General features: G+C 68.1%; 22 protein-coding genes. 6 read left to right on the plus strand and 16 right to left on the minus strand.

Translation table 11 applies throughout. The features are described from left to right. Positions 1 to 128: 128 nt before the first annotated feature. From G3580_RS05515 to G3580_RS05530, 4 genes are read right to left on the minus strand one after another with little or no spacing between them, the layout of a single operon-like run. Complete coding sequence (locus G3580_RS05515) at positions 129 to 1,268, minus strand: FAD-dependent monooxygenase (protein ID WP_173764313.1); 1,140 nt, start codon at positions 1,266 to 1,268, stop codon at positions 129 to 131. Continuing rightward, on the minus strand, positions 1,265 to 2,587 hold the full coding sequence (locus G3580_RS05520; RefSeq protein WP_228720779.1) for an aminopeptidase P N-terminal domain-containing protein: 1,323 nt from the start codon (positions 2,585 to 2,587) through the stop codon (positions 1,265 to 1,267). Before G3580_RS05520 ends, G3580_RS05515 begins: the two co-directional genes overlap by 4 nt. 22 nt (positions 2,588 to 2,609) lie before the next feature. Further along, entirely contained in the window at positions 2,610 to 3,311 is a 702-nt protein-coding gene (gene murU / locus G3580_RS05525) for an N-acetylmuramate alpha-1-phosphate uridylyltransferase MurU (RefSeq protein ID WP_173764314.1), read from the minus strand. Between the two features lie 8 nt (positions 3,312 to 3,319). Beyond that, the gene (locus G3580_RS05530) at positions 3,320 to 4,318 is read right to left on the minus strand and encodes an aminoglycoside phosphotransferase family protein (RefSeq protein WP_173764315.1); all 999 of its coding nucleotides are present in this window, start codon (positions 4,316 to 4,318) and stop codon (positions 3,320 to 3,322) included. A 130-nt stretch (positions 4,319 to 4,448) separates the two neighbouring features. On the opposite strand from G3580_RS05530, the gene G3580_RS05535 reads away from it, so the two are divergent. The 4 genes from G3580_RS05535 (at position 4,449) to rsmA (ending at position 10,034) form a co-directional block, all read left to right on the plus strand. Continuing rightward, positions 4,449 to 6,821 carry an LPS-assembly protein LptD gene (locus G3580_RS05535; protein ID WP_173764316.1) on the plus strand — a complete coding sequence of 791 codons (2,373 nt, stop codon included), beginning with the start codon at positions 4,449 to 4,451 and terminating at the stop codon, positions 6,819 to 6,821. Positions 6,822 to 6,852: 31 nt separating this feature from the next. Continuing rightward, entirely contained in the window at positions 6,853 to 8,166 is a 1,314-nt protein-coding gene (locus tag G3580_RS05540; protein ID WP_173764317.1) for a peptidylprolyl isomerase, read from the plus strand. Between the two features lie 5 nt (positions 8,167 to 8,171). Further along, complete coding sequence (pdxA, locus tag G3580_RS05545) at positions 8,172 to 9,158, plus strand: 4-hydroxythreonine-4-phosphate dehydrogenase PdxA (RefSeq protein ID WP_173764318.1); 987 nt, start codon at positions 8,172 to 8,174, stop codon at positions 9,156 to 9,158. Between the two features lie 114 nt (positions 9,159 to 9,272). Beyond that, the gene (rsmA, locus tag G3580_RS05550) at positions 9,273 to 10,034 is read left to right on the plus strand and encodes a 16S rRNA (adenine(1518)-N(6)/adenine(1519)-N(6))-dimethyltransferase RsmA (RefSeq protein ID WP_173764319.1); all 762 of its coding nucleotides are present in this window, start codon (positions 9,273 to 9,275) and stop codon (positions 10,032 to 10,034) included. A 58-nt stretch (positions 10,035 to 10,092) separates the two neighbouring features. On the opposite strand, the gene G3580_RS05555 is transcribed toward rsmA, so the two are convergent. Next, a complete protein-coding gene (locus G3580_RS05555; protein WP_173764320.1) occupies positions 10,093 to 10,284 on the minus strand; it encodes a YgaP family membrane protein in 192 nt (63 codons plus the stop codon). Between the two features lie 278 nt (positions 10,285 to 10,562). Here G3580_RS05555 and G3580_RS05560 point away from each other — a divergent pair, with 278 nt between their 5' ends. Further along, positions 10,563 to 12,191, plus strand: a complete 1,629-nt coding sequence (locus G3580_RS05560; RefSeq protein WP_323847999.1) for a methyl-accepting chemotaxis protein — start codon at positions 10,563 to 10,565, stop codon at positions 12,189 to 12,191. 45 nt (positions 12,192 to 12,236) lie between these two features. Here the strand turns inward: G3580_RS05560 and G3580_RS05565 are convergent, their stop codons facing one another. From G3580_RS05565 to xth, 3 genes are read right to left on the minus strand one after another with little or no spacing between them, the layout of a single operon-like run. After that, positions 12,237 to 12,890 (minus strand): Crp/Fnr family transcriptional regulator, encoded by a 654-nt coding sequence (locus tag G3580_RS05565; RefSeq protein WP_173764321.1) that lies wholly within the window; start codon positions 12,888 to 12,890, stop codon positions 12,237 to 12,239. Then, complete coding sequence (locus G3580_RS05570; protein WP_228720841.1) at positions 12,887 to 13,597, minus strand: alpha/beta fold hydrolase; 711 nt, start codon at positions 13,595 to 13,597, stop codon at positions 12,887 to 12,889. Before G3580_RS05570 ends, G3580_RS05565 begins: the two co-directional genes overlap by 4 nt. Further along, entirely contained in the window at positions 13,597 to 14,358 is a 762-nt protein-coding gene (xth, locus tag G3580_RS05575) for an exodeoxyribonuclease III (protein WP_173764323.1), read from the minus strand. Before xth ends, G3580_RS05570 begins: the two co-directional genes overlap by 1 nt. Before the next feature lie 159 nt (positions 14,359 to 14,517). On the opposite strand from xth, the gene G3580_RS05580 reads away from it, so the two are divergent. Then, entirely contained in the window at positions 14,518 to 16,329 is a 1,812-nt protein-coding gene (locus G3580_RS05580) for an EAL domain-containing protein (RefSeq protein WP_173764324.1), read from the plus strand. On the opposite strand, the gene G3580_RS05585 is transcribed toward G3580_RS05580, so the two are convergent. The 8 genes from G3580_RS05585 to fba form a co-directional block, all read right to left on the minus strand. Beyond that, positions 16,297 to 18,366 (minus strand): M3 family metallopeptidase, encoded by a 2,070-nt coding sequence (locus G3580_RS05585; RefSeq protein WP_173764325.1) that lies wholly within the window; start codon positions 18,364 to 18,366, stop codon positions 16,297 to 16,299. The genes G3580_RS05580 and G3580_RS05585 overlap by 33 nt on opposite strands. A gap of 168 nt (positions 18,367 to 18,534) precedes the next feature. Then, complete coding sequence (locus G3580_RS05590; RefSeq protein WP_173764326.1) at positions 18,535 to 19,308, minus strand: DUF2189 domain-containing protein; 774 nt, start codon at positions 19,306 to 19,308, stop codon at positions 18,535 to 18,537. Positions 19,309 to 19,436: 128 nt separating this feature from the next. Beyond that, positions 19,437 to 20,372 (minus strand): phosphoribosylaminoimidazolesuccinocarboxamide synthase, encoded by a 936-nt coding sequence (locus G3580_RS05595; RefSeq protein ID WP_173764327.1) that lies wholly within the window; start codon positions 20,370 to 20,372, stop codon positions 19,437 to 19,439. A gap of 57 nt (positions 20,373 to 20,429) precedes the next feature. Beyond that, a complete protein-coding gene (locus G3580_RS05600; protein WP_173764328.1) occupies positions 20,430 to 21,467 on the minus strand; it encodes an SGNH/GDSL hydrolase family protein in 1,038 nt (345 codons plus the stop codon). Positions 21,468 to 21,475: 8 nt separating this feature from the next. Next, a complete protein-coding gene (locus G3580_RS05605) occupies positions 21,476 to 22,954 on the minus strand; it encodes an MBOAT family O-acyltransferase (RefSeq protein WP_173764329.1) in 1,479 nt (492 codons plus the stop codon). 97 nt (positions 22,955 to 23,051) lie between these two features. Further along, the gene (locus tag G3580_RS05610) at positions 23,052 to 24,341 is read right to left on the minus strand and encodes a DUF3422 family protein (RefSeq protein ID WP_173764330.1); all 1,290 of its coding nucleotides are present in this window, start codon (positions 24,339 to 24,341) and stop codon (positions 23,052 to 23,054) included. Between the two features lie 76 nt (positions 24,342 to 24,417). Continuing rightward, positions 24,418 to 24,828, minus strand: coding sequence for a gamma-glutamylcyclotransferase family protein (locus G3580_RS05615; protein WP_173764331.1), 411 nt, complete (start codon positions 24,826 to 24,828; stop codon positions 24,418 to 24,420). Between the two features lie 462 nt (positions 24,829 to 25,290). Further along, entirely contained in the window at positions 25,291 to 26,355 is a 1,065-nt protein-coding gene (fba, locus tag G3580_RS05620) for a class II fructose-bisphosphate aldolase (protein WP_173764332.1), read from the minus strand. Positions 26,356 to 26,430 lie beyond the last annotated feature (75 nt).

Raw genomic sequence — 26,430 nt, forward strand, 5'->3', positions numbered from 1 at the left:
GCACATTCTACCCGATGCAGACCGTCGGGCGAAGCGCGAAATTGTGACGCACTGCCTTGGTGCGACTGACATTCAGCCTCGGGACACGGATTTCCGACGCACGGCCCGCCGGGCGCCGACGGCGGCGCCTATGGCCAGGCGCGGGCGCCGAACATCATGCGCTTGGCGACGAAGTGGCGCAGCGGGGGCGCCAGATCGAGCGCGAGCAGGCCGAGGCCGCGCAGGTGGCGCAGCGGGCCGATGTCGTTGCTGAACAGACGTACCAGCGAATCGGTGAAGCCGATGGTGCCGCGCCGGTCCAGGGCGCGCTGGCGCAGATAGGCGGCGAGCACCGCCGGGCTGCCCGGGTCGTCGGCGCCGCGCAGCTGTTCGCCCAGGGCCCACACGTCGCGCAGGGCGAGGTTGAAGCCCTGGCCGGCGACCGGGTGCAGGGTCTGGGCTGCGTTGCCGAGCCAGACGATGCGATCGGCCACCGGGTGCCGACGGACCCGTAGCTGCAGGGGGAAGCGTTCCCGGCGACTGACGCCGACCAGGCGCAGGCGGGTACCGAAGGCCTGCTGCAGCGTGGCCAGGTAGGCCGCGTCGTCGAGCGCGAGGAGGGTCTCCGCGCGCTCCGGCGGCGCGGTGTGCACGACCGCGAAATCGGTCCCGCACGGCAGCAGCGCGACCGGCCCGCTCGGGGTGAAACGCTCGTAGGCGGTGTGGCCGTGCGCCTGGGCGGGCGTCGCCATGCAGATGACCGCGTGCTGGTCGTAGTCGCGCACCTCGATGTCCGGGTCGTCGGCGCGCATGCCGCCTTCGGCGCAGGCGACGAGGCGGCAGCTCAGGGTGTCGACGGTGTCGCCGCGGGTCAGCCGGACCCGGCCCGGGAGGCCGGGATCGGGTGCCGCCTCGCAGTGGTCGAGCACCGCAATGCCGGCGTGGGCGACCGCGTCGTCGAGGGCGGCGGCCAGATCGCCGGCGCGGATCACATGGCCGAGGCCGTCGATGCCGTACTCGTCTTCCTCGATCACCGTGCGTCCGGCCCCGCCCTGCTGGGAGACGTGGATGCGGCGAATGGGCGTGGCCGGCAACCGGCCCCACACGCCGAGGCGCTCGAGGGTGAGGCGGGTGCCATGGGCGAGGGCGAGCACGCGCGGGTCGCGCCGCGCCGCGCCGCGCTCACGGGCGTCGACCAGGGTGACCCGGTGGGGGCCGCCGTGTACGGCCAGCGCCAGGGCCATGCCGACCGGGCCGGCGCCGACGATGAGGATGTCGGTCGATGTCATGAGCGTGCGTCGCGCATCAGCGCCTCGATGTCGTCGATGGCCTTCGGCGCGTCGGCGCTGATCAGTTCGCAGCCGCTGTCGGTGACCAGGGCGTCGTCCTCGATGCGCACGCCGATGTGCCAGAAGGCCTCGGGCACGTCGTCGGCCGGGCGGATGTAGCAGCCCGGCTCGATGGTGAGCATCATGCCTGCCTCGAGGGGGCGCCAGTCGCCCCGTTGCTTGTAGTCGCCGGCGTCGTGCACGTCGCGGCCGAGCCAGTGGCCGGTGCGGTGCATGTAGAAGCGGCGGTAGTCGCCGTTCTCGATGACCGCGTCCACGCTGCCGCTGAGCAGGCCCAGATCCACCAGGCCCTGGGCGAGCACCGCCACCGCGGCGTCGTGCGGCGCGTTCCAGGGCACGCCGGCGCGGGTCGCCTCGGCGGCGGCGCGCTGGGCGTCGAGCACGAGGCTGTAGACGTCGCGCTGCGGCCCGTTGAAGCGGCCGCTCACGGGGAAGGTGCGGGTGATGTCGGAGGCGTAGCCGTCCAACTCGCAGCCGGCGTCGATGAGCAGGAGGTCGCCCGCCTGCATCCGGCGGTCGTTGCTCACGTAATGGAGCACGCAGGCGTTGGGCCCGCTGGCGACGATGGACGCGTAGGCCGGCGCCTGGGCTCCGGCGCGCCGGAAGGCGTGCAACAGTTCGGCCTCGATCTCGTATTCGAAGCGCCCCGGCGCCGTGGCCCGCATCGCCCGGGCGTGGGCGTCGGCCGAGATGCGGGCGGCGCGGCGCATGATGTCCTGCTCGTGGGCGTCCTTGACGAGGCGCATCTCGTCGAGGACGCTGTGGATGTCCTGGATGGCGCCCGGCGCGGCGATGCCGGTACGGACCTTTTCGCGCACCCGGCCCAGGGTGTCGATGAGGCGCCGGTCCCAGCCGGCGTCCTGGCCCATGGCGAAGAAGACGGTGGGCTGGTCGCCGAGCAGGTCTGTCAGGCGCAGGTCGAACTCCGCGACCGGATGGGCTTCGTCGAAGCCGAAGTGCTCGCAGGCGGCGGGTGGGCCCCAGCGATAGCCGTCCCAGATCTCGCGTTCCTCGTCCTTTTCGCGACAGAACAGGATGCTGCGCGGGGTGTCGCCGGCGATCAGCACGAGCACCGCCTCGGGTTCGTCGAAGCCGGTCAGGTAGTGGAAGTAGCTGTCGGGCCGATACGGGTAGTGGGCGTCGCGGTTGCGGATCACTTCCGGTGCCGTGGGGATGACGGCCACGCCGCCGCCGGCCTGCTGCATGTGGGCGAGGACGCGGCGGCGGCGGTCGATGAAGGCGGCGTAGGGGGGATTCAAGGACGTGCTCCGGGGGATCTGCTCATGGGTGAGACTGTACGCTGCTGACGGCGTTCGCGCGCAGGCTGCGGTCGAGTTCGGCGAGGCGCTCGGGGGTGCCGATGTCCATCCAGCGGCCGTGATGGTGGCTCGCGCCGATCCGGTCGGCGTCCATGGCTTCGCACAGCAGCGGGCCGAGCGCCGCCCGCTGTCCGGGTTCGAGGCCGGCGAACAGGGCCGGGTGGTAGGCGCCCACGCCGGAAAAGGTGAGCCGTGGTTCGCCGCTGCGCCGGGCGCGCCCGCCGTGCAGATGGAAGTCGCCCGCCGGGTGGTGGGGCGGGTTGTCCACCAGCACCAGGTGTGCCAGGTCGCCGTCCGCCGACAGGGTGGTCGCGGTGCGGGCCAGGGCGGCCAGGTCGATGTCGGTGAACACGTCGCCGTTGATGACGATGAAGGGCGCCGCGCCGAGCAGGGGCAGGGCGGTGCGGATGCCGCCGGCGGTCTCCAGCGCTTCGCCTTCGTGGGAATAGTGGATCGAGACTCCGTAGGCGGCGCCGTCGCCGAGGCGCGCTTCGATCAGCGCTCCGAGGTGGGCGAGATTGATGACGACGTCGGTGATCCCGGCCGCCTTGAGCCGCCGCAGGTGGTGACCGACGAGGGGTTCGCCGCCGGCCTCGAGCAGGGGTTTGGGGCAGGTGTCGGTGAGCGGGCGCATGCGCTCGCCACGACCGGCCGCGAGGATCATGGCCCGCATCAGAAGGTGTAACCCACCGTGGTGTTCACCGGATCGGAACGGTCCAGCAGCTTGAGGATGGGCTTGAGTTCGCCATAGCGTTCGCAGGCCTTGCGCAGGTAGTCGAGCACCCGCGGCATGTCGGCCAGGTAGCCGTCCTTGCCGTCGCGGTGGCACAGGCGCGCGAAGATGCCGAGCACCTTGAGGTGGCGCTGCACGCCCATCCATTCGAAGTCGCGGTGGAATTCGGCGAAGTCCTCGCGTACCGGCAGGCCGATCTGGCGTGCCGCCTCCCAGTAGCGGGCGAGCATGTCGAGCACGAAGGCTTCGTCCCAGTCGATGTAGGCGTCCTTGAACAGGGACACCAGGTCGTAGCTGATGGGGCCGTAGACCGCATCCTGGAAATCGAGCACCCCGGCGCCGCGGTCGGTCACCATGAGGTTGCGGCTGTGGAAGTCGCGATGGACGAAGACCGTTGGCTCGGCGAGGTTGATCGCGAGAATCGTCTCGAAAGTCTTGTCGAGCAGCGTGCGCTCGGTGTCGGACAGCTCGAGGTGCTTGTGGCGCCCCAGATACCACTCGGGGAAGAGCTGCATCTCGGCGAGCAGGCGGTCGCGGTCGTAGTCGGGCAGCACGCCGGGAGCGCTGGCTTTCTGAATGCAGATCAGCGCGCCCAGGGCGTCGGCATAGAGTTCATGGGCGTTGTCGGCGTCGAGCGCGGCCAGATAGGTGGTGTCGCCCAGGTCGGTGAGCAGCAGGAAACCGTGCTCGGTGTCGCGGTCGAGCACTTCGGGGACATGGGCGCCGGCGGCGCCGAAGCACTCGGCGACCTGGATGAAGGGGCCGACGTCTTCCTTCTCCGGTGGTGCGTCCATGGCGATCCGCGTGTCGGCCTCGCCGTCGATCCGGACACGGAAGTAGCGGCGGAAGCTCGCGTCGGCCGACGCGGGGGTCAGTTCGATCGATCGGTCGGGAAAGCGGCTTGCCAGCCATGCCTTCAATTGCGCCAGTCTTTGCACTTTGGCCTTTTCGTGTTCGTGTAAAATGCCGGGATTTTAGCAAACAGCACCGTCGGGACGTTGATTCCAGCGTTCGCCCGCGCGACATGCCAAATGGAGATACGCATTGCCGCAACCTGAATGCTGGACGATGAAGATCATCCCTTGCCTGCTGGCCGTGTTTCCGGCCGTGGCGGGGGCTGCCGAGGGCTTGCCTGCCCTGCGGGTCGATCCGGGACTGCTGGCGCCGAATGCGCCGGTGTCGAAGTCTGCCGCGCCGCGCGCTTCGGGCGGAGAAGCCGCCCTCCGATCCAAGGAAGGCACGGCGCCTGTGAAGCCGGCGCCCGGTCCGGGCGCCGATGCCGCGGCAGCGGACGCGGACGTGGGCATGACGGCCGAGGCCGGTTCGACGGTCGTGGTTGCCGATCGCATCGACGGACAGCAGGACGTCGAGCTGTCTGCCGTGGGCAATGCCCAGCTGGTGCGGGACGACACCCACGTGCGTGCCGACCGGATCATCTACCGCGAAGTGCTCGATGAGGTCGAGGCGATTGGCGATGTGCGTCTGAGCCGCGGCGAGGACATCATCCGCAGCGACAAGCTTCGGGTTCGCCTCGACGAGCAGACCGGTGAGGTCGATGCGCCGGAGTACGCGTTCTCCCGCGTGGTCCAGAAGCAGGAGGGCATGACGCCACGCACGGTCATCGGCAGCGGCCATGCGGATGTGCTCAAGCTCAACGGCGAGAATCAGTATGCGCTGAAGAACGCCACGTGGAGTACCTGCAAGCCCGCCGATCCGGACTGGTACCTGAAGGCCGGCGAGCTCGAACTGGACTACGATCGCGAACTCGGCGTCGCCCGCGACAGCACGGTGGTGTTCAAGGACGTACCGATCTTCTACATGCCGTGGGCGGAGTTCCCGCTCGTGGCGCAGCGCAAGTCCGGTTTCCTGCCGCCGACCTTCGGCACTTCGAACAAGACCGGCGTCGACCTGTCGGTGCCGTATTACTGGAACATCGCGCCGAACTACGACGCCACTTTCGTGCCTCGCTACATGAGCCGGCGCGGGCTGCAGCTGGGCGGCGAATACCGTTACCTCACCGATGATGCCAGCGGCACCATCCGGGCCGAGTGGATGCCCAACGACCGCGTGGCCGGGCGTGACAATCGGGCGGCGGGCTCGATCCTGCATCAGCAGACGTTCGGCAGCCACTGGTCCACCTACCTGAACCTGAACGGGGTGTCGGACAAGCACTACCTCGAGGATCTCAACTCCCGCCTGGCCATCGCTTCGCAGAGCAACCTGGTGCGTGAGGGGAGCGTTAGTTACGCGTCAGGCAGCTGGTGGTCTGCGACGATGCTGGCGCAAAGCTACCAGACCCTGACCGGAGATAAACCCTACCGGCGCCTGCCGCAACTGACGCTTGGCGGGCAGCGACCCTTCCTCGACGATCGTGCCGATTTCATCTTCAGCAGCGAGTACGTGCGCTTCTCCCATCCCGACCCGGACAAGCCGGACGGGTCGCGCTTCGTGGCGTATCCGAGCGTGCAGGTGCCGCTCGGCGGCACCGCGTTCTCGCTCACGCCCAAGCTGGGACTGCACTACACCCGGTACGCGCTCGACCAGGCGCTGATCGGCGACAAGAAGGAGATCACCCGCACCCTGCCGATCTTCACCCTCGACAGCTCGGTGGTGATGGAGCGTGACACCCGCTGGGCGGGGCGCGACACCATCCAGACGCTCGAGCCGCGGATCTATTACGTCAACATTCCGTATCGCGACCAGAGCGCCATCCCGAACTTCGATTCCGGTCTGTACGACTTCAACTTCGCGCAGATCTTCTCCGAGAACATCTTCAGCGGCAGCGACCGGATCGCCAACGCCAACCAGGTGACCGCCGCCGTCACCTCGCGCCTGATCGACAGCGACAGCGGGATCGAGCGGTTGCGTTTCGCCCTCGGCCAGCGCTATTACTTTGCCGACCAGCGTGTGACTCTGCCGGGCGTGCCCGCCCGCACCGGGCGCCGGGCCGACATCCTGGCCAGCCTCGATGGCCGCCTGTCGCAGGATTTCAGCCTCAATTCGGGCTGGCAGTACAACCCGCGCGACAAGATCACCGAGCGCTTCAACGCCGACCTGCGCTACCAGCCGGGCTTTGCCCAGGTGGTCAATCTGGGCTTCCGCTACACCCGCGACGTGCTGCGCGACCTCGACGTGTCGGGGCAGTGGCCACTGGGCGGACACTGGTATGGTGTCGCCCGATACAACCGTTCGCTGCGCGATCACCGCGTCACCGAGGCCCTGGCGGGTCTGGAATACGCGGGCGACTGCTGGGTCTTCCGCACGGTCTTCCACCGCTTCGCCACCAAGGAGAACGCCGTGACCCAGGCGGTGTTCCTGCAACTGGAACTGACCGATCTGGCCAGTGTCGGATCGAGTCCGCTGGATCTGTTGCGGCGGACCGTCGGTGGCTATGGCACCATCAACCAGCCGGTGGCCGATCCCGTCTTTGGTCAGCCGTAATGGCCGGCCCCATTGTCAGAACAGGAAACGTATGAAGAAGGTACTGTCCGGACCCCTGCTCGTCGTGGCCATGCTGGTCGCGTCCGCCTCCTTCCTCCAGCCGGCGCGCGCTGCGCGCATCGAGCTGGTCGACCGCATCGTCGCGGTGGTCAACAACGAGGCCATCACGTCCTCGACGCTGGACGAGCGGGTCGAGCAGGTGCAGCGCCAGTTCGCCCGCCGCGGTGACCGTCTGCCGCCGTCCGACGTGCTCCGCCGCCAGGTGCTGGAGCAACTGGTCGCCGAGAGTGCCCAGGTGCAGCGCGCCAAGGAGACCGGGCTCAAGATCGACGACGACGCCCTCTCCGGCGCCATCGAGCGCATTGCCCAGTCGAACAAGATGAGCGTGTTCCAGTTCCGCTCGGCGCTCGAGAACGACGGTATCTCGTGGGATGCGTTCCGCAACAACATCCGCCGCGAGATGCTCATCTCGCGTTTGCGCGAACGCGACGTGGAGTCGCGTGTCGTGGTCACCGACGCCGAGATCGACAACTTTCTCAAGAACAATCCCGATGTCGGCGCCGGTAGCGAGTTCAAGGTGCAGCACATCCTCCTGCGCGCGCCCGAGGCGGCCAGTCCGGAGCAGCTCAAGGCGCTGGCCGACAAGGCGGCGGCGGTTCGTCAGCGGGCCATTGCCGGCGAAGACTTCGGTGCCCTGGCGGCCGAGGTGTCGAATGCGCCCGATGCGCTGCAAGGCGGCGATCTGGGCTGGCGTGCCGCCAGTGCCTTGCCCGGTCTGTTCGCGCAGGCGATCCAGTCGATGCAAGCGGGCGACATCTCGCCGGTGATGCGCAGTTCCGCCGGTTTTCACATCATCAAGCTCGACGGCAAGCGGGCGGCCCAGGGGGGTGAGGACATGGTCGAGCAGACGCGCGTCAGCCACATCCTCATCAAGACCTCCGAGCTGGTCTCCGACGACGACGCACGCAAGCGCCTCGAGACCCTGCGCACGCGCATTCTCAATGGCGAATCCTTCGCCGATCTGGCGCGTGCGAACTCGGCCGACCTGTCGGCGGCCAACGGCGGCGAGATCGGCTGGGTCTATCCGGGGGATACCGTGCCCGAGTTCGAGCGCGCCATGAACGCGCTCAAGCCCGGCGAGCTGAGCGAACCGGTCAAGTCCCCGTTCGGCTGGCATCTGATCCGGGTCGAGGAGCGGCGCAAGGAAGACGTATCCGACAAGCGCAAGCGCGCGATCGCGCGCAACACCCTGCGCCAGCGCAAGATCGAGGATGCCTACGACGACTGGCTGCGCCAGCTCGTCAGCGGAGCCTTCGTCGAATACCGCCTCGAAGACGTGTATTGATCGCCATGGCCGACGCCGCTCCCGTTCTGGCCATCACCAGTGGCGAGCCCGCCGGCGTCGGCCCTGAACTGTGCCTGAAACTGGCCGGGCACGACTGGCCCGGCAGGGTGGTCGTGCTGGCCGACGAGGCGCTGCTGGCCGAGCGGATGGCTCAAGTCGGCGTGTCCGTGCCGCTGCAATCGTATGATCCCGGTATGCCCGCTGCGCGCGGCACCCTGGAAGTGCTCCATACGCCGATCTCGGTGCCGTCGCGGGCAGGATGTCTCGACGCCGGCAACGCGCGCAGCGTGCTGGCGATGCTCGATCGGGCGATCGACGGGTGTGTGCGCGGCGAGTTCGCGGGCATGGTGACCGCGCCGGTTCACAAGGGCGTCATCTGCGACGCCGGCATCGCGTTTTCCGGCCACACCGAATACCTGGCCGAGGCGACCGCCGCCTCACGGGTGGTGATGATGCTGGTCGGCGGCGGGTTGCGGGTGGCGCTGCTCACCACCCATCTGCCGCTGGCGGCAGTGCCCGCGGCGGTCACGCCCACCGCCCTGGCGGAAACCCTGCAGATCCTCGATCACGACCTGCGTACCCGTTTCGGCCTGGCGCAGCCGCGCATCCTCGTCGCCGGCCTCAATCCGCATGCCGGCGAGGGCGGTCACATGGGGCGCGAGGAAATCGACGTCATCGAGCCGGTGCTCGAGCGCCTGCGCCAGACCGGCATGTGTCTGCTCGGCCCGCTCCCGGCCGATACCCTGTTCGTGCCGCATACCCTGTCCCGGGGCGACGCCGTGCTCGCCATGTATCACGATCAGGGGCTGCCGGTGCTCAAGCACGCGAGTTTCGGTGGTGGCGTGAATGTCACCCTCGGCCTGCCCATCATCCGCACCTCGGTCGATCACGGGACCGCACTCGATCTGGCAGGGACGGGGCGTGCCGACCCCGGCAGCCTGTTCGCGGCCGTGCGCCTGGCCTTCGAGATGGCCGGCGCCGGTGCCCGATAGGGCGTCCAGGCCGGCGGGCCGATCGCTGGTGGCCGCCCGCGGACACGGGCATTTCCCCGGGCGGCGCTCTATAATCGCCCACTTCGCCCATTGCGCCGCCGACCGGATACGCCCTTGACCCATCAAGCCCGGAAACGCTTCGGCCAGAATTTTCTGTCCGATCCCAACATCATTCGCAAGATCGTCGAGGCGATCGCGCCCCAGCGCGGCCAGAACATGGTCGAGATCGGCCCCGGGCTGGGGGCCATGACCGATCCGCTGCTCGAGCGGGTGGGGCATCTGCAGGTCGTGGAGATCGATCGCGACCTGATCGCGCGCCTGCATGAGCGCTACCTGCCGGAGCAACTGACGGTCCACGAGGGCGACGCGCTCAAATTCGACTTCGCCCGCCTCGGTGACGACCTGCGCGTGGTGGGCAACCTGCCCTACAACATCTCCACACCGCTGCTGTTCCATCTGGCGCGATTCGCCGACCGGGTGCGTGACATGACCTTCATGCTGCAAAAGGAGGTGGTCATGCGCATGGTGGCGGCGCCCGGGTCGGGCGACTACGGGCGCCTGTCGGTCATGCTTCAGTACCGCTTTCGCATGGGACGCCTGTTCGACGTGCCGCCGGGCGCCTTCCGACCCGTGCCGAAGGTCATCTCGAGCATCGTGCGCCTGGTGCCGCGACCGGCCGAGGCATTGGAAGCCAGGGACGAAGAGATCCTCTCGCAGGTGGTGACCGCCGCTTTCGGCCAGCGCCGCAAGACCCTGCGCAATACGCTGCGCGGTCTCATCGACGAGGCCGGGCTCGAGCGCCTGGGCATCGACCCGGGCGATCGGGCCGAGCGCCTCGCGGTGGCCGATTTCGTCCGCATCGCCAACGCCCTGTGAGGCGTCGGCCCGCCAGCCGGGTGACGGAAATCTTCCGTCGCCCGGCTGGCGGGGGCCGTCACGGCTTCTTCATCGGGCAGGTGTTCATGCCGAGCAAGGTGTAGGCCGGGCACCAGCCCATCAGGCCGGTCGCCAGGGGCACGATGCCGATCCAGGCCCACACCGGCCCGCCCATCAGTGCCCAGGCCATCAGGGCCAGGCCGGCGACGATGCGAAGAATCTTGTCGATACCGCCCACATTCGTTTTCATGATGCGCTCCCGCTTGGAGTGAGGTGTCAGTGTGTGCATTGCATCATCCGGCCGCCCTGGTGTCTGTAACCAAGGTTACATAGCCGGGCCGCCGTGGCGGATGCGCGCAGCGATAAAGTGTCGCGTCGTCCTGCCGATAATGCACTGAAGACATAAATCAGCCGTGTCACGGTCGGGCCTGAAGCAGGGGTTATTGCTTTCGGCTTAGTGGCTGGGCGCCCCCGGCAGGGGCCTCCGGTTCGCGACCGGCCGGCGCCTGTGCGGGCTTAGGGGAGGGAATGATGCAGAGGGTATCCGATACACCGATCTGGCTGCGGCTCACGGCCGTCATCGGTGCGATGCTGGTGTGTGCGTTCGGGGCGATGATCTACTGGGAGACCCAGGTCAACCGGGACACGGCCATCGACCAGGCGCGGGAGTTTGCGCTGTCGGTGCACGACATGACCATGGCGGGGCTGACCGGGATGATGATCACCGGCACGGTCGCGCAGCGCGACGTGTTTCTCGACCAGATCAAGGAATTGTCGTCGGTGCGCGATCTGCGGGTGATTCGCGGCGAACCCGTCACCAAGCAGTTCGGCCCCGGGGCCGCCAGCGACGGCAAGGTGGTGGATGACTTCGAACAGCGGGCGATGGCGTCGGGCAAGCCCATGTCCGAGCTGCAAAGCGATCCGCAGATCGGCGAATACCTGCGCGTCGTCGTGCCGGCGGTGGCATCCACCAACTACCTGGGCAAGAACTGCCTCAGTTGCCACATGGTCAGCGAAGGCACCACGCTGGGCGCGGTGAGCATGAAGATCGATCTGGCCAAGGTCAACGCGGCCGTCAGCGCCTTCCGGACCAAGAGCACGCTGTTCGCGCTGCTCGTCTCCATTCCGTTGATGGCCTTCATCTTCTTCTTCATTCGCCGCTTCGTCACCACGCCGCTGGCGCACATGACCGGCTCTCTGGCGGAGTTGGCCGACGGCAAGGGTGACTTGACCCGTCGCCTCGACGTGACCCACCGCGACGAGATCGGTCGCGCCGCCGAGAGCTTCAACCAGATGCTCGCCACGATCGGCGATCTGGTCCGCCAGGTGGGTGGATCGGCCGGGACCGTCGCCGATGTGGCCCGTGGGGTGTCGGACAGCGCGAGCCGCCTCGCCGACGGATCGCACCAGCAGAACCGTCAGTCGGTGGCTGCCGCCGAGGCCATGGAAGAACTGATGCAGAAGACCGCGCACATCGCCGCCAGTGCCGAGCGCGTACGCGACCTGTCGCACGAGTCCCTGGCCCGTTCCGAGGAAGGCAAGCACCGCCTGAGTCACCTGATGGGCGAGGTCGACCACGTGGAGCGGGCGGTGGTGCAGATGGACGAGACCGTCAATGCCTTCGTCGAGTCGACCACCTCCATCAATCACATGACCCAGGAAGTGCGCGAGATCGCCGAGCAGACCAACCTGCTGGCCTTGAACGCGGCCATCGAGGCGGCACGCGCCGGCGAGCAGGGGCGTGGATTCGCCGTCGTCGCCGACGAGGTGCGCAAGCTGGCCGAGAAGTCGGCCCGTTCGGCCGGCGAGATCGATGCCATCACCACCACCCTGTCCAAGCAGTCGGGTGAGGTGCGCGCGTCGCTGGACAGCGGTCGCGGTCATCTGGACAGCTCGCGCAAGGCCGCCGACGACGTGGCCGGGGTGCTCGAGGCGGCCAACGCCTCGGCGGCCGAGGTGCGCAGCGGCCTCGACGACATCGCCGAGGCCACCGAGGCCCAGCGCGCGGCCAACGAACAGGTCACCCAGAGCATCGAGGCCATCGCCGCGATGGCGCGGGAGAACGACGCGGCCATCGGCAAGACCGTCGATTCGGCGCACGACATGGCGCGCCAGGCCGTGGGCCTGCAGGAAGCCGTCGGGCGCTTCCGGGTCTGACGGGCGCGATACCCGAGGGCCGCCGACCGGGCGGCCCTTTTTGCGTCAACCGGCGGCGATGCGCCGCAAGCCGGCCGGATCGAGGATCTCCACCTGCTCACGCGAGAGCCGGACCAGTCCCTGCGCGGCAAAGCCCTTGAGCAGGCGACTGACGATTTCGCGCACGCTGCCCAGTTCGTCGGCCAGGTGCTGGTGCGTGGTGTGCAGGAGGCGCCCCTTGCCCAGCAACAGCGCGGCGAGGCGCTGGTCGAGCTTGTGGAAGGCCACTTCCTCGATCAGTTGCATCAGCTCGGCGATCCGTTCCGAAAACAGATGGAAGACGAAACCGCGAAACGCCGGCTCGGCCAGCAGGGCGTCGAACACGCCCTTGGGCAGCAGCGCCAGAACGGTGTCCGTCTCGGTGATGCCGCGGGCGTTGTAGTCCTCGTGGCCGAGCAGGCAGGCGGAGGAGATCACGCAGGTCTCGCCGGGGGCGACGCGGTACAGGGGCAGTTCGCGTCCCTGCGCAGAGGCCTTGATCACCCGGATCGAGCCACTGAGCACGAAGGGAAAGCCCTCGCACGCCTGATGGTCGTCGAAGAGCACGGTGCCGGCAGGCACACTGATCCATTGGGCGCGTTCGAACAACTGCGTGCGCGCCTCGGGCGACAGGGCGGCGAGGACGGGGTAGCGATCGGCGAGTTCTTCGGATGCGTTCATGAGGTCGTGTCCAGGGTGCGCAGCCAGTCCATCACGTGTGCTGCGCCGGCTTGCGGTGTCGTGGCGTGGTCGGCCGCGATGCGTGCATAGCGATCGAGTCGATGCGCCGGCGTGCGCGCGAAAGCATAGTCCATTCCGAGCCGTGCCGCGGGGTCACCATGGCCCACGACCCACAGCATCGGGACTTCGGGTGCGAGGCGCCGGGTGTTCTCCGGCCACACCAGGGGGCCGACCGGTTCGAAGTAATCCAGATAGACGGCCGGCGCGACGCGCAGGCGCCGGGTTCGGCCCTGATGCACGTCCACCAGCGGCATGCGTGCTGTCGCCGACTCGGCCTGCCGGGCCTGTGCCAGCGCTTCCGTGGTCAGCCCTTCGTCGGCCAGACGCTCGGGAAAATGCCCCGGGGCGAGCAGCGCCAGCGCGTCGACGCCGCCGTGGCGGGCCGCATGGGCCAGCGCGACGGCGCCCCCGAGGCTGTGACCGCACAGGACGACGCGCTGGCAGCCGGAACGGCGCAGCTCGGCGATCTGCGCGGCGAGTCCTTCGTGGACCTGCTCGAGCGCTTGGTCGTACAGGCGCCGCAGGGCCCACGGCCAGACGGTCAAGCGCACGGTGTAGCCAGCGTCGGTGAGGACTCGCGCCAGTGGTGCGACCGCAAACGGCGGCGTATCCCACTTGCCGTGCAGCAGGATCACGCCGGTCGGCATCACGGGGCGAGATCGAGCACCACCGGGGCATGGTCGGAGGGGCGCTCCAGCTTGCGCGGCGCCTTGTCCACCCAGCAGGCGGTGCTGGCACCCGTTAGCGCCTCGCTCACCAGCAGATGGTCGATGCGCAGCCCGAAGTTGCGCCGGAACGCGCCCATGCGGTAATCCCACCAGGAGAAGCTGCGCTCTTCCTGCTCGAACAGCCGGAAGGCGTCGGTGAGTCCCAGTTCGGTGAGCGCACGGAAGGCTTCGCGCTCGGGCGCGGAGACGTGAATCTCGTCCTTCCAGTCCGGATGGGCGTCCCGGTCCTCCGGGGCGATGTTGAAGTCACCGGTCAGCACCAGCTTGGGATGGACGGCCATTTCCGCGCGGACCCATTCGGTGAGCGCAGCGAGCCAGCGCAGCTTGTATTCGAACTTTTCCGAGCCGACGGCCTGGCCGTTGGGGAAGTAGCCGCAGATGATGCGCACGTCGCCGAGGGTGCCGGCGATGATGCGCTTCTGCGCGTCCTCGAAGCCGGGGATGTCCCGCACCGGATCGGCCAGCGGCTGCGGCGAGAGGATGGCGACGCCGTTGTAGGTCTTCTGGCCGTTGAAGATCGCCTGGTAGCCGGCCTCTTGCAGCGCCTCGAGCGGAAACGCCTTGTCCTCCATCTTCAGCTCCTGAAGGCACAGGGCGTCGGGCTTCTCGGCGGCCAGCCAGTCGAGGACGTGGGGGAGGCGAACCTTGAGGGAGTTGACGTTCCAGGTGGCGATTCTCATGGGGGGCGGGTTCCGAAGTCTTGATCCGGGTGCCATTGTGCCAGCAGTTGAGGTGCCGGGGCGTCGGCGCTCGGGCGCGACGTGTCACGAAAGCTTCATTCAAGCGGGTGGCCGCCGCGCCGTTGATCTGCCTGGTATCTGAACTGGGGAGTGAAGGTGTTGGCACGGGCAAAAACGCTGGCAAGCGTGACGCGGATCGAGCAGATCATCTCGACCCGGGCGCTGGGCTTTGAATTCCAGCCGATCGCACATCTGTCGCAGCGGACGCTGCACGGTTTCGAAGCGCTCATGCGTGGGCCCGCCGGCAGCGAGCTGGCCTCGCCCGAGCGCATGCTCGAGGTGGCGCGCTATGCTGGTCTGTCGCTGGAGCTGGAGCGGCTCAGTTGCCTGGAGGCGATCAAGGCCTTCGCCCGGCTGCAGTTGCCGGGGCTGCTGTTCCTCAATGCCAGCGCCGGGACGATCGCGTCGTTCGCCGAGCCCGGCGGTGGTGGCCTGATTGCCACGGCGCGTGAGCATGGCATCTCGGAAGCGCGGCTCGTGCTCGAGCTGACCGAGCACGAACGGGTCACCGACATCGACCGCTTTGCGGGGACGGTGGCGGTGTTGCGCGATGCCGGCATCAAGCTGGCGCTGGATGACTTCGGTGATGGTCGCTCGAGCGTGCGCCTGTGGACGCAGCTCAAGCCCGAACTGGTCAAGTTCGACCGCTTCTTCGTGCGCGATGCCCATGTCGACGCGCGCAAGCATGCGGTGCTCAAGTCCCTGTTTCAGCTCGCCGAGGCCCTCGACACGCCGGTCGTGATCGAAGGCATCGAGACGCGCGAGGATCTGATGGTGGCGCGGGATCTGGGCTGCCAGTTCGCCCAGGGCTATCTGCTCGGACGTCCGCATCCGGCACCGGCGCGCGAGCTGCGCACCGAGGTGTGCGCGTGGCTCGCGCAGGCAGGGCTCGCCAGTGCGCCGATGCCGGCACAGCGGCGCAATGTGCTCGAGACCGTCGAGTCGCTGCTCGTCCATGCGCCGACGGTCCGGCCCGGGGACAGCTGCGAGGCGGTGTTGCGCACCTTTGGTCGCCACGAGGATGTGCACGCCCTGGCCGTGGTTCAGGATGACCGGCCGATCGGGCTCATCAACCGGCAGAAGTTCACCGACAAGATGTCGCAACCCTTTCACATCGACCTGTTCGGCCGCCGCCCCTGTGCCATCTTCATGGACCCCAACCCGCTGCGGGTGGACCGGTATTCAGGCATCGAATCGTTGGCGACGGTGATGCTCGGCGAGGATCAGCGCTATCTGACCGACGGTTTCATCGTCACCGACGGGGGTGCCTATGCCGGCCTCGGTACCGGCGAGCGCCTGGTGCGGGCGGTGACCGAGCGCCGCATCGAGGCCGCGCGCCTGGCCAACCCCCTGACCTGTCTGCCCGGCAACATCCCCATCACCGACCATATCCGGCGATTGTTGGGGGCCGAGGCGCCGTTCTCGGCGGCCTACTTCGATCTCAATCATTTCAAGCCCTACAACGATCTGTACGGCTACTGGCGCGGAGACGAAATGATCAAGCTGGCGGCGGCGGTCATGGTGCGCCATTGCGACAGCCGCTGTGATTTTCTCGGCCACGTGGGCGGCGACGACTTCGTCGTCCTGTTCCAGAGTCCGGACTGGGTCGAGCGCTGCGAGGCGATCATCGAGGAATTCAACCGACGCGCCCGATGTCTGTTCGACGATGCGGAACTGGCCCGTGGCGGCTTCGTCTCCGAAGACCGCCGCGGGCACGAGACCTTCTTTCCGCTGACCTCGATCAGCGTCGGCGTGGTGACCGTGCCGCCCGGTTGCGCCATCGATCCCGAAGGCGTCGCCTCCAGCGCCGCGGCAGCCAAGAAGGCCGCCAAGCGGGCGAAGGATCACTTCTTCGCCGCTGGCGACATCCGCCGTGATTCAGGCCGCTTCGAGCATGCCGCTGTGGCGTAGCAGCGCCTCGACCTGCGGCTCACGACCGCGGAAGGCGCGGAACGATTCGATCGCCGGCCGGCTGCCACCGACCGCCAGGATCTCGCGCCAGAAGCGTTCGCCGGTGTCGCGGTCGAGCAGTGAATGCCGGCCTTCGCCGGCTTCCTCGAAGGCGGCGAAGGCATCCGCGGAGAGCACTTCGGCCCACTTGTAGCTGTAGTAACCGGCCGAATAGCCGCCCGCGAAGATATGCGAGAAGCTGTGCGGGAAGCGGTGCCAGGGGGGCGGCATCAGCACCGCGACCTGGCGGCGCACCTCGTCGAGCAGCTTGAGGATGGTCTCCACCGCCACCGGCTGGTCCGCCTCGACTTCGTGGTGGAGGCGCAGGTCGAAGAGGCTGAATTCGAGCTGACGCACCATCTGCATGCCGCTCTGGAAGTGGCGCGCGGCCACCATCTTGTCGAACAGCGCACGCGGCAGCGGGGCGCCGGTGTCCACATGGGCGCTCATGCCCGACACCACATCCCATTCCCAGCAGAAGTTCTCCATGAACTGGCTGGGCAGCTCGACCGCGTCCCATTCCACCCCGTGGATGCCGGACACCGCCACGTCGTCCACCTCGGTCAGCAGATGATGCAGGGCATGACCGAACTCGTGGAACAGCGTGGTGACGTCGTCGTGGCTCAGGGTGGCCGGCTTGTCGCCGACCGGGGGAGCGAAGTTGCACACCACGTACGCCACCGGGGTGAGCAGGCGGCCGCCGCTGTTCTGGCGGCTGCGCGCCGAGTCCATCCAGGCGCCGCCGCGTTTGGTCTCGCGGGCGTGCAGGTCGAGGTAGAGCTGGCCGATCAGGCGCGCGTCGCGCTCGATGCGCAGCACCGTGACCGACGGATCCCAGGTCGGCGCGGTGTCTCGCGCGAGGCGCACGCCGTAGAGCGATTCGATGACGCCGAACAGGCCATCGAGTACCCGGGGCTCCGGAAAATACTGGCGCACCTCGTTCTCGGAGAAATCATAGCGGGCGTGGCGCAGCTTCTCGCTGGCGTAGGCCACGTCCCAGGGGTGCATCTCGGCCATGCCCAGGCGCTCGCGGGCGAAGGCCTTCAGTTCCTCCAGATCGCGCTCGGCAAAGGGTTTGGCCTTGCCGGCCAGATCGTTGAGGAAGGCCAGCACCTGAGCCGGGCTGTCGGCCATCTTGGGCACCACCGACAGCTCGGCATAGCTTTCGAAGCCGAGCATCTTCGCCTCCTCGGCACGCAGCGCCAGGATCCGGCCCATCAGCGGCCCGTTGTCCCATTTGGCTTCGCCCTGTTCCGAGGCGCGGGTCGCGTAGGCGCGGTACATGGTCTCGCGCAGGCGGGCGCTGTCCGCGTACTGCATCACCGGCAGGTAGCTGGGCATGTGCAGGGTGAACTTCCAGCCGGCCTTGCCATCGCGCTCGGCCGCCGCCCGCGCCGCGGCGATCACGTCGTCGGGCAGGCCGGTCAGCTCGGCCGCGTCATCGACGAATTCGGCGAAGGCGTTGGTGGCGTCGAGCAGGTTTTCCGAGAAGCCCGCCGCCAGGCTCGACAGCTCTTCCTGAATGGCCTGGAAGCGCGGCTTGCGATCGTCGGCCAGTTCGGCACCGGAGAGGCGGAAGTCGCGCAGTTCATGTTCGACGATGCGTTGGCGCACCGGGGGGAGCCGATCGAAGGCGGTGCTGTTGGCCAGTTGGCGGTACTTCTCGTACACCGCCTGGTTCTGCCCCAGCTCGGCGAAGAAGCGGCTGATCTCGGGCAGCAGTGCGTTGTAGGCGGCACGCCAGTCCGGCGTGTCCATCACGCTGTGCATGTGGCCGACCACGCCCCAGGCGCGTCCGAGATGCTCGGTCGCCTCGGTCATGGGGACGACGAAATCGTCCCAAGTGGCGGGCGTCGCCGGTTGTGCCAGCGCGTCGATGGTCTTGCGCGCGTCGTCGAGCAGATGACGAATCGCCGGTTCGACATGGGCCGGGGTGATGCGATCGAAGTGGGTGAGGTCGGTGAAGTCCAGCAGCGGGTTGTCTGCGAGCGTGCTCATGCGTGAATTCCGTGGGAATGGCCGCGCGCATTGTACAGGCGCACGCAGCCCGGCGGGGTGACAGGCGTACCCGGAGTAGATCGGGGGCGGAAGGGGCAAATTCAAGCCCCCGGCGCGTGTGGCCGGGGGCGGCGGGCCGGGTAGGTCCGCTTCGGGTCGAACGGGATGTCAGCCCACCATGTCGCGGTAGGCGTGCCAGCTCGCGTGGCCGAGCAGCGGTAGCAGGATCACCATGCCGACCATCAGGGTGGCGAAGCCCATGGCCACGAGGGCCACGATCAGTACCGCCCACACGAGCATCGGCAACGGGTTGACCGCCACCGCCCGGGCGCTGGTCGCCATGGCGGTGAGCATGTCGGTGTCACGCGCCATCATCATGGGGATGGCAATCACGGTGGCGCAGAACACCAGCACCGCCAGCGTGCCGCCCACGAAGAGATAGGCGACCAGCAGGGCAGTATGCTCGCCGGACAAGATGATCGACTGGAGGAAATTGCCCAGATCGGGGACGTTGTCGGCATAGAACAGGGCGAACACCACCGCCGAGATCCGCTCCCAGGCAATCAGCAGCAAGGCCAGCAGGAGTCCGAAATGGAGCAGCACGTCGGCGCGACGACGCAGGCCGGCCAGCGAGGATCGGAAGGAGGAATTGCGGCCGCGCTCATGGCGCCGGGAAATCTCGTAGAGCCCCGCGGCGGCCAGCGGGCCGACCAGCAGAAAGCCGGAAATGGCCGTCGTGAACAGGTAGGGACGCGGCGCTGCGAAGGTGAGCAGCGCATAGCCGATCACGGCGAAGAACAGGCCGTAGCACACGCTGGCGCCGAGGTTGTCGCGCATGTCGCTCCACCCGCGCGAGAGCCAGTCGAGCGGGCGTTGGGGCGTCACTTCACGAATGTGGGGGATCGCAAAATGCTGCGACAGAAAATCTGCCGGTTTTTCCATGCACACGCTCCTTGTCCGGGGCATCGTGAAACCACTTTAGATCGCGTGCGGGGAATTGAAAAGTTGCGCTGCATCATGTGCCTGGCATAAGCGCAGGGCGGCCCGGGGTCGCCCCGTCGATGCAGGGCTCAGGGCAGCGTCTTGCCGGTGAGGCGTTCGTAGGCTTCGACGTATTTCGCGCTGGTGCGTTCGATGACCTCGGCGGGCAGATGCGGCCCCGGGGCACGCTTGTCCCAGTCGAGCGTCTCGAGGTGGTCGCGCACATACTGCTTGTCGAAGGACGGCGGGCTGATGCCTTCCCGGTATTGATCCGCCGGCCAGAAGCGCGATGAGTCGGGCGTGAGCGCCTCGTCGATCAGGTGCAGCGTGCCGGCCGCGTCGATGCCGAACTCGAACTTGGTGTCGGCGATGATGATGCCGCGCCCGGCCGCGTACGCCGCCGCTTCCTCGTACAGCTGGATGGCGACACGGCGGGCGTCTTCGGTCAGCGCGGCGCCGGTGACGCCGGTGCCGGCCAGGGCGCCGGCCAGCACCGCCTCGGTGCGCGCCTGGGCCTGTGCGAAGGAAATGTTCTCGTCGTGGTCGCCGACTTCGGCCTTGGAGGCCGGGGTGAAGATCGGCGCGGGGAGTTTGGCCGCCTGCTGCAGCCCGGGCGGCAGCGGGATGCCGCAGATGGCGCCGGTGAGCTGATAGTCCTTCCAGCCCGAGCCGATCACGTAGCCGCGCACCACCGCCTCGATGGGCAGCGGGTTGAGGCGCTTGACCACCAGCGCACGGCCGACGACCTGATCACGCTCGTCGGCGGCGACCACGTCTTCGGGGGCGATGCCGGTGAGCTGGTTCGGCACCACGTGGGCGAGCCGGTCGAACCAGAAGTTCGCCAGCGCGGTGAGCACCTGGCCCTTGCGCGGAATCGGGTCCGGCAGGATCACGTCGAAGGCGGAGAGCCGGTCGGAGGTGATGATCAGCAGCTTTTCGTCGTCGACGGCGTAGATGTCGCGCACTTTTCCGCGACCGAGCAGAGGCAGGGAGCGGAGGGTCGATTCAAACAGGGGCGAGGTCATGGCGTGCGACTTTCATGGGACAAAGGCGAATTATACCGGGCCTCGGGACCGAATCGCTCATTGCGCCGGGTGTCCCATGGCGGCCGCGACCGTTTCGGCGGCCACGCGATGGGCCGCTGCGTTCCAGTGGCCGTCGTAGGGGCCGACGGCGGTCGACAACCCGGTGCGGGCCTGCCACTGTTCGAACGCTTCGGCCAGCCGGACCACGGGCATGCCGGCCGCCGTCGCGCGTTCGGCGAGCTGTTGCATGTCGGCGGCGTTCCAGCGGGCGCTCTGGCCGCGTGCATGCGAGGTGCCGATCACGATCAGCGGCGGTTGGGTGGTCGCCGGCAGCGCGGCGAAGAAATCCGTGATCAGGGTGTCGGCCAGGGCGGGCGAGACCGGGTTGGTGTCCGCCTTGGGTTTGGTGCCGGTGGCGCCATGGGCGGCGGCTGGCGCGAACCAGGCCTTGACGGCATGCAGCCACTGGCCGGGATCGACGCGCAGCTGCGAGAACAGGTATTGCGCCAGCGCCGAGTGGCGCACGATCTGCTTGAGCGTGCCGGCCGGTGCGGCCGAGATCTCGCGCAGCTGCAGGGTCTTCGGGTCGATGCAGTCGTGATCGTAGTTGCCGGAGCCGCACAGCATCTGGCGCACGTCGCCGGTCTCGATCACGAACACGAAGCGCTCGATCTTGAGCGTCTTGTGGGCGAAGCGGGCGCGGCGCGCGTAGTCGAGCAGGCTGGTGCCGGGCACGCCCATCGAATACACCGGCACGCCGAGAATCCGCTCCAGCTGCGGGCCGATGCGGGCGGACGCGGGCAGCATGTTCGCCTCGATGAAGCTGTCGCCGATGACGGCGATGGCGCGCGGGTCGGGGTGAAAGTCGCGGTCGTCGACGAAGCCGTAGTTGTTGGTGCGGTGGGTGCGGGCGTTCTTCAGATCCCAGCCGGTGGCGACGGTGAAGCGGTGGTGCGGCGGGTAGGTCTGGATGGCCGGGTCGATGTAGTGGCCGACCATCGTCGACGTGGACACCGGCAGGCACTGCAGCACCGCTTCGAGCGCCACCAGCAGGAGCAGCGCGCCGAGCAGGAAGAGGGCCGTTTTTCGGAGCATGGGCGGCCTCAGAAGTTGAAGTAGATGAAGGCGCTGAGCGAGTCGCGCGTCTCGTTGATCAGTACCAGCAGGATGGCCGCCGTGGTGACGGCGCCGGCGAGCAGGGCGCGCAGCCCGGCGCGCTCGCGCACCAGTGCCAGCGTCCGTTCGCCGATCCGGTTGCTGTTCGGCCCGAGGAAGGCGAGCGCGCCGAGGACCGCGCACCAGAGCACGCCGGTGGCGACCGCCAGGCCGTCGTTCCACAGGATGGTGTGCGGCTGGTCGGCTGCCGGCAGGTGCCCGGTCATGGCATGGAGGATGCGGAAGGCGGACGTGAAGCTCTCGGCGCGGAAGAACACCCAGGCGACGACCACGCTCAGGAAGGTGAGTGCCCAGGCCGCCAAGCGGTAGATCACATGCCGTGTCCAGCGCGGTGCGATCCGCGCCATGAGTGCGCTGAAGGCATGGTCGATGGCCAGGTACAGGCCGTGCAGCCCGCCCCAGACCACGAAGGTCCACGCCGCGCCGTGCCACAGCCCGCCCAGCAGCATGGTGATGAACAGGTTCACGTAGCGCCGTGTCGGCCCCTTGCGGTTGCCGCCTAGCGGAATGTACAGGTAGTCGCGCAGGAAGTTGGACAGGCTCATGTGCCAGCGGCGCCAGAAATCGCTGATGGACAGGGCCTTGTAGGGGGAATCGAAGTTGTAGGGCAGGCGGATGTTGAGCATCCACGACAGGCCGATGGCCATGTCCGAGTAGCCCGAAAAGTCGAAATAGAGCTGGAAGGTGTAGGCCAGCGCGCCCATCCAGGCTTCCACCAGATCGGGGGTGGCGCCGTGGTGAACCGCGTTGAACACGCCGTCGGCGTAGGGCGCGACCCCGTCGGCGAGGACGACCTTCTTGAACAGGCCGAGGGCGAAGATGGCCAGCCCGCCGACCAGATTGCCGGTGTTGAGGCGGTAGGTCGAGGCGTCGCGGAACTGCGGCATCATCTGGGCGTGATGCAGCACCGGGCCGGCGATCAGGTGCGGGAAGTAGGTGACGAACAGGCCGTAGTGGGAAAAGGCGTATTCCCGCGTTCCCTTCTGATAGGCGTCGGCAAGGAAGGCGATCTGGGTGAAGGTGAAGAAGGAGATGCCGATCGGCAGGGTGATCTGCACCGGGCCCAGGTCCAGCCCGCTCACGGCGGCGACGCTGTTGACCAGGAAGGCGGCGTACTTGAAGTAGGCCAGCAGCAGCAGATCCACCGTGACGCCGAGGATGAGCCAGAAGCGGCCCCCCGGGGTGCGCCCCCCGGCCGCGGCGATGCGCATGCCCGCCAGGTAGTTCCAGACGATGGACACGAGCAGCAGCACCACGTAGCTCGGCATCCAGTAGCCGTAGAAGAACAGGGACGCCACGAACAGCCAGCTCGCGCCCCAGGGGCGCCACTTTTGCGGCAGCAGGAAGAAGCCCGCGACCGTGATCGGCAGGAACAGGAAGGCGAATGCCGCGCTGGTGAATAGCATGGAGGTGGGGGCGAACGTCGAGTCGCCCGACTATGGCGTCATTCGCACGGGCCGACAGTGACCCCTGTCACGATGATGGCATCACTCATTGATGGCATCACTCATGCGCCTCGGCCGCGGCCAGATGCTTGCGCATCCGGTGCAGGCCGAGGGCGACCAGGCCGGCGATGACCGGGATCGACACCGCGGTGATGATCTCCGGCGTGAGCGGCTTGATGAAGGGTTTGGCGCCCTTGGACAGGTAGTTGACCAGCTGCGAGGCGTAGTAGGTGATGGCGACCACCGACAGGCCTTCGACCGTTTCCTGCAGGCGCAGCTGCAGCTTGGCGCGCTGGTTCATCTGCCCCAGCAGGGACTGGTTCTGCTGCTGCAGCTCGATGTCCACGCGGGTGCGCAGCAACTGGCTGTTGCGGGCGACGCGGGCGGACAGTTCTTCCTGGCGGTGGGCGATGGCGGCGCAGGTGTTCACCGCCGGTGCCAGCCGGCGCTCGATGAAGTCGCCGATGCTGGGAAAACCGGCGTAGCGGGTTTCCCGCAGCTCGTGGGTGCGTTGCTGGACCAGGCGATAGTAGGCCGCCGCGGCACCGAATCGGTACGTGGTGCGCGCCACCGACTGCTCCACCTGCGCGGACAGCCGGGTGAGGCGGGCGAGGATGTCGCGCTCGTCGTCGGGCGTCTGGGCGCGGCCCATGGTGTCCATGAGATCGGCCAGCTCGTTTTCCGCCTCGGTGAGCACCGGGCCGACGGCCTTGGCGACCGGGAAGGCGAGCAGCGCCATGAGCCGGTAGGTCTCGATCTCGAGCAGGCGTTGCACGTTGCGGCCCGCCTGGCGCCGGTCGAGGCGCTCGTCGATGACCGTGAAGCGGGAGAACCCGTCGTGGATGCGGAAATCGGTGAAGATCCAGCCGGCGTTGTCGGCAAAGCGCGAGATGACCCACATCTGCGACGGATCGCGGTAGCCCTCGAGCCGTTGCTGCGGCGGATAGGCGCGGGCGTCGAGCACGGCCACGTGGGAGGCGACCAGCAATTGCCCGGGAATCGCCTTGCGCCAGGCGGCCGGTACCGCGAGCAGGGCGGTGGTGTCCTCGGGCTCGTTGTCGGGCACGTCGCGGAAAAAGGTGTAGCTCGAGAACTCGGTGTGGCGCTCCCACTTGAGGCGGAAGTCGCCGGCGTCGATCAGGATGTGACCCTTGCCGGTCTCGGGCAGATCGATGCCCAGCTGCTGGGCGAGCTGTTCCAGATGATGGTGTTCGCGATCGCTGCTGCCGTTGGCATGGACGAAGGCCAGGTAGCTGATGCGGGTCGGCCCGGTCAGGGGCACCGACGGACGGGCGTGGACCTCTTCGTTGAGGGCGTGGCGCAGCGGATGTTCTTCGAAAAGGGTCATGACGTTGGCGCAGTGCTCGGCAAGGCACTTAATGTAACAGCCCGGGCCGGGCCCGAACAGCCGGTGACGGGGCGTGTTACAGCGGTGCAGGAGGATGGCGCAGCAGGAAGCGCGCCTTGCCTTCACGCAGGAAGTGCTCGAAGTCCCACGGGCCGGCATCGAGGCGATGCCCCTGGGCGGTGTCGAACACATAGACCCAGGCCGCGACGGTGTGTCCGTCGCACAGGGTGACCTCGAGCCGCTCGCGCCGATACTCGTCGCCCTCGAAGCGATCGAGGTAGGCCACGCCGGCCGGACTGACGTTGCGGTAGAGCCTGCCGGGCACCCGGGCGCCGTCGCGGCGGCGAACGCCCGGGTAGTCGGTGCCGATCACCGGGTGGCGGGCATAACCCTCGAGGACGGCCGCTTCCGGCCTCAGCACCAGACCGGTGACCGCGGTGAAGATGTCCTCGCACATCAGCGAGCCGTAGGTGAAGCAGTGGTCCATGAATCGTCCAGGTCACAAAAAACGGCACCGCTCAGGATGCCGTCCCACATTGGGGGCCGAGCGCACCGCCCGCCGGGCCGCCCCAAGGGCGGTGCAGCCCCCTCGGGGGGCAGCGAGCGGATGTGAGCGTGGGGGCAGTCCACTCTCCGCCGGGCCGCCCCAAGGGCGGTGCAGCCCCCTCGGGGGGCTGCGAGCGGATGCGAGCGTGGGGGCCGAGCGCACCGCCCGCCGGGCCGCCCCAAGGGCGGAGCAGCCCCCTCGGGGGGGGCAGCGAGCGGATGCGAGCGTGGGGGCAGTCCACTCTCCGCCGGGCCGCCCCAAGGGCGGTGCAGCCCCCCCGGGGGGCAGCGAGCACAGCGAGCGTGGGGGCCGAGCGCACCGCCCGCCGGGCCGCCCCAAGGGCGGTGCAGCCCCCTCGGGGGGCAGCGAGCGCAGCGAGCGTGGGGGCCTGTTTCCCGCCCCTCAGCGCACCACCTGGCGCAACTCGCCAGCCTTGTAGAGCGCGGCCATCTTTTCCAGCGACACGGGCTTGATCCGGCTCGCCTGACCGGCGCAGCCGAAGGCCTCGTAACGGGCCTTGCACACCTGCTTGGCGGCCTCGCGGGCGGGTTTGTTGTACTCGCGCGGGTCGAACTTGGACGGGTTCTCGGCGAGGAACTTGCGGATCGCGCCGGTCATGGCGAGGCGGATGTCGGTGTCGATGTTGATCTTGCGCACGCCGTACTTGATGCCCTCGACGATCTCCTCGACCGGCACGCCGTAGGTTTCCTTCATGTCGCCGCCGTACTGGCGGATGATCTCGAGCAGCTCCTGCGGCACGCTGGAGGAGCCGTGCATCACCAGGTGGGTGTTGGGCAGGCGCTGGTGGATGGCCTTGATGCGGTCGATGGCGAGGATGTCGCCGGTGGGCTTGCGGGTGAACTTGTAGGCGCCGTGGCTGGTGCCGATGGCGATGGCCAGGGCGTCGCAGTCGGTCTGCTTGACGAAGTCGGCCGCCTGGTCCGGATCGGTGAGCAGGGCGCTGTGGTCGAGCACGCCCTCGGCGCCGATGCCGTCTTCCTCGCCGGCCATGCCGGTCTCGAGCGAGCCCAGGCAACCCAGCTCGGCTTCCACGGTGACGCCGATCGAATGCGCCATCTCGACCACCTTGCGGCTCACGTCCACGTTGTATTCGTAGGAGGACGGGGTCTTGCCGTCTTCCATGAGCGAGCCGTCCATCATCACCGAGGAGAAGCCCGAGCGCATGGCGGCCATGCAGATGGCGGGCGACTGACCGTGGTCCTGGTGCATCACCACGGGAATGTGCGGATAGGCCTCGACGGCGGCATCGATGAGGTGGCGCAGGAAGGCTTCGCCCGCGTATTTGCGCGCGCCGGCCGAGGCCTGCATGATCACCGGGCTGTCGGTTTCGCTGGCCGCTTCCATGATGGCCTGGACCTGTTCGAGGTTGTTCACGTTGAACGCGGGCAGGCCGTAGCCGTTTTCGGCGGCGTGGTCGAGAAGCTGTCGCATGGACACGAGCGGCATGGGGTCTCTCCAGAGTGTCGTTGGGGTCGGGCGACGGTGCTGATGCCGCCCGGACGATCCCGTGATTTTACCTTG

It is taken from the genome of Nitrogeniibacter mangrovi (assembly GCF_010983895.1).
GTDB lineage: Bacteria > Pseudomonadota > Gammaproteobacteria > Burkholderiales > Rhodocyclaceae > Nitrogeniibacter > Nitrogeniibacter mangrovi.